General features: G+C 35.5%; 3 protein-coding genes and 1 pseudogene. All 4 read right to left on the bottom strand.

From position 1 onward, the window contains the following. Positions 1–167: 167 nt before the first annotated feature. Positions 168–1,811, bottom strand: coding sequence for a fibronectin type III domain-containing protein (locus WS40_RS10215; RefSeq protein ID WP_046442097.1), 1,644 nt, complete (start codon positions 1,809–1,811; stop codon positions 168–170). 434 nt (positions 1,812–2,245) lie between these two features. Next, entirely contained in the window at positions 2,246–2,932 is a 687-nt protein-coding gene (locus WS40_RS10205; protein WP_046442093.1) for a DUF4367 domain-containing protein, read from the bottom strand. Then, the gene (locus WS40_RS10200; protein ID WP_325208535.1) at positions 2,922–3,428 is read right to left on the bottom strand and encodes an RNA polymerase sigma factor; all 507 of its coding nucleotides are present in this window, start codon (positions 3,426–3,428) and stop codon (positions 2,922–2,924) included. Before WS40_RS10200 ends, WS40_RS10205 begins: the two co-directional genes overlap by 11 nt. Before the next feature lie 417 nt (positions 3,429–3,845). Next, positions 3,846–4,146, bottom strand: a pseudogene (locus tag WS40_RS10195) (hypothetical protein); the annotation flags it as partial.

The following is a 4,146-nucleotide window of genomic DNA, read 5'->3' as shown; positions in this document are numbered from 1 at the left end:
GAATAGTCCTAATTTTAACCTATCAATATCGGCTCCTGATATCTGTTTGTACGAATCCATAAGATTTTGAATCATATTTAATGACGAGCGGTTCGAAGGATCAGTTACATAGTGTATTGTCGGCGAAAACTTATTATAAGAAAAAATGGCTTTGGTTTATAAGCATATTACTTCTTCGTTGTCACACTCTTAACAGCCGACCATTCTCCATAATATTTAGTACCCTTTACAAGCGTATAGGAACGTACCTTAACATAGTATTTCTTATTTGCCGAAAGCTTTGAAATCGTCATTTTGTCGGTCTTGTTGTTTGCAACATCAAGCTTCTTTGCGCCTGTAAACTTAGAGTTTGTGGCGTACTGCACCTCATAACCTGTTGCAGAGCCTTTCTGCGCCCAATCAATAAAGAAAGCCTTTGACTTCGCTGTGAGCTTCTGTATCTTCTGCTTGGCAGGGTTTATCTTGAATGTCTTGCTGACAGTTCCGCCGTATTGTCCTTTGCCTGTTATCTTTACTGTGGCTGTTCCTACCTTTTTGTTGTTTGAATATGAAACTGTGTAATCTGTGCCGCTTTTAAGCGTCTTGCCGTTGTATTTTACCTTTACGCTCTGCGTGATATTCTTTCCTGTGTATGTCTTTGTAGAAATACCTGAGATAGCTGACTTTGTAATGTCATACTTTGCGGCGGTAACATTTTTGCTGTCTGACCATGCTCCATAGTATACCTTTTCGCCAACGTTTGTGTAGGAACGTACACGAACATAATATTTATTTCCTGCTGTCAGACCGCTTATGGTGAGAGTATCAGGCTTGTTTGCGGTAAGCTTTTTAACTGTGCTGTCCTTAAAATCAGCATTTGTGCTATATTCTATCTCATATCCTGTTGCAGAGCCTTTCTGCGCCCAGTCTATGAAAAAGCCTTTGAAGCGTGTTTCAAGCTTCTGTATCTGCTGTTTTGCAGGCAGTATATCAAAGCTTGACTTTATCTCGCCGATATATGAACCTGTTCCTGTTATGGTGACTTCAACAGTACCCACCTTTGTGTTTGCGGAATAAGAAACAGTATAGTCAGTACCCTCATCAAGGACGACATTTCCATTTTTTATAACTATATTCTGTGTAACAGGCTTACCTGTGTACTCTTTGTCCTTAATACCTGAAACGGCAAGCTCGTTAATTTTTACCTGATATGTGTCATATGTAATACCATTTTCTTTTGCATACTTTTCAGCGGCGCTATCCTTAGCGCAGGTCATTGAGAAGTTTTTATTAAGTGTAAGTTCTGAGCCGAAAGTATAACCAAAAGCCTCAGCGCCTATTTTCTTTACACTTACAGGTATGTATACCTTGGAAAGTGAAGTGCAGTTTTCAAAGGCATAATCGCCTATTTCTTCAACACCATTGCCAAACATCACGCTTTCAAGGGCAGTGCAGCCATAAAAGCTTTCATCGTCGATATATTTTACCGTATCAGGAATGACTACGGTTTTAATTGTCTTGTTGTTCTTAAAAGCACCAGTTATGGCACCCAAAGGGTGAGAGCTTGTAGGTTTACCCGACCAACCGCTTATGCCTGTAACAGTATAGCCGTTGACCTCAGCAGGGATAACGACATTTTCTTCCTTGCCATTATATTCAACTATATCAGCAGTTTTATCAGCTTTTATGATATACACAAAGTTGCCATATGTTGCATAGTCCACGCTTGATGATGCAGAGATATCATCGGCATAAGCTGATATTGGCGCAGCCATGCCTGTGAATGTCATTGTTATTGCCGCTAATCCGGCGAGATAGTTTGTTGTTTTCATATTATTAACTCCTTTTTACAATGTTTTTCTTTGGTATATTAATTTTCTAAAATGTCTGCTTGGCCACAATTCTGGTCACAGTTTTGGAACTGCCTTGTACTGTTGACTTACAAGTTGCATTTTTTGATGAGATACTCACTATCGATGTGATCTTGTTGGTATACGCATATCTTGCGCAGATCTCATCTGTTATTGCAAACTCTTCGCAAGAAGCAAAAACAGATACTGTAATACAGCAGGTCAGTACAACTGTCAGAATTAAGCATATAAATTTCTTCATCATTTTCACCGCCTTTCAATTATATAAACCGAAAAAGCAGTGAAAATGGCTGATTGAAATACATAAGTTTGTATGTTTTCACAATTGCACGTACTTGTTTTTATTATTATTGCATAAAAATAGTGTACTGTATCACACCATGCACTATTAATTCCTATTTTACAGAATAGTAGATGTCCATTATTTCTGATTCAGATATGCCACCGCTTAATTCAAATATATATTCACCATTATCCCACAAAATACTTATGAAATCATCATTTGTGTATAAAACAAACTCATTTCCAAATTTATCCGATGAAGTTTTGAAATGACCACGTTCATTATCATAATATGAAGAATAAGAATCCGCTGTATATTGGTCGAAATATATACTCTTTTTCTTATCATCTGAATAATAGCATAATCCGATATGATCGTCAGTTGAAACACTTTCGCTTTCATCTAAAACAAAGCCTTCCGGAACAGTAATGCTATATTGCTTTTCTATCTTGCTTTTGTGATCACCTATATCTTTGCTATCATGTTGAACAGATACAACGGTGTGATCATTGAAATTTCGCAGGAAGAAATTTCTTACTGCATTTCTTGCAGGTGCATAGGCGGCAACAGTCGTTGTACCCATAATAGCTGCCGCAATTATGGCAGAAGCGATCCTTCGTCCTGTGGTTTTGATAAGCGGATAATAGATGCGGCTTTGGTTCTTTATGAGCTTTTCTTTTTTGTTCAGATAATATTCAGAAAACTCATAATTGCTGTATGATGACAGGTCTAGGCTATTTAATTCGTCGCAATACAAAGGCACAAGCTTTTTTAATTCTGATCGTGTATCATTCATCATCGTTCATATCCTTTCTGAGCATTTTTCGGGCTTTTTCAAGTCTTGATTTTACTCCTCCAACAGATAGATGTAGTTGCTTTGATATTTCCTTGACCTTAAAGCCATAGAAATATTTCATCATAATAACGTCACGGTAAATATCAGGCAACTTTTCGACCATATCAGCAACAATAAGCTTTTCAATGTGGTCATAGTCTTCAGATATCTCTTTAATTTTATCATCTATCTGGACATTGATACTGTGTTTATTTTCTTTTTCAAGAATATCGATACACACGTTTCTATTAATAATAACTGTATAAGCGACTATTTCGGCTGGTTCTAAACTATGAATTTTTTTGAAATTTTCTGCTAACGCCAAAAAAGTTTCAGAAACAGCTTCTTCTGCCAAGGCATTATTATGTAACTTTGACATTGAGAATACGAACAATTTTCTTTCAAGAGAGTCATATATTTTTCTGAATTCTGATTTATCATCATCGTCGATCAGCGTCATACAAACAGCGAGCACTTGATCACCTCTGTCTAATTTTGTAATAAACTTAGTATAGCATCATTTATATATAATTTCAAGGGGGATTGTCTGTAGAATTAACATCTTGTTGATTGTGAAATGTTTGTTAACATCAACACGGAAGTTGAAATAGCCTTTTTATTATAACTCTACAAAATCGCATTATTACAATAACTACATATATTTATTGTAATAAACCAATTACACGTACTCATTAACACCAAATAATATACAATTATCTATCACTGTATGTTACTGTACTCTTTACCAACCCTTTTCACATTTTAAACTTCTTAATGAGAAACACATTTCTCAGTTTCGGGGTAAAACAGCAACAAAAAGTTACAAATAACGATCTAACTTTTTAGTATAGATATAACGTCAATTATTAACTTAGATCTATTTAATAATCCGATTATATTCGTTAATAGCATATGTATCCGTCATACCTGATATAAAATCACATATGGTTCTCACAAGAACACGTCTTTTTTCTTTATACTCAGCTGCATCCTCTGTAGAAAGCTCTTTTAAATTTTCATTGGTAATCATATCAAATTCTTCTTTTATTACTTCATGATTACCATATTCAAAATCTACAACGTTTTCCGAAATGTTTCTTAGATTGATATACAATTTTCTTTGTGTTCCCTTATGAAGTAACCTTGGATTATTGTAATAGGCTTTGAACAATCCACTT

This window comes from Ruminococcus sp. N15.MGS-57 (genome assembly GCF_000980385.1).
In the GTDB taxonomy this organism is placed as follows: domain Bacteria; phylum Bacillota; class Clostridia; order Oscillospirales; family Ruminococcaceae; genus Hominimerdicola; species Hominimerdicola aceti.
The sequence above is the reverse complement of the archived record's forward strand: the minus strand, read 5'-3'. Positions and strand labels throughout refer to the sequence as shown.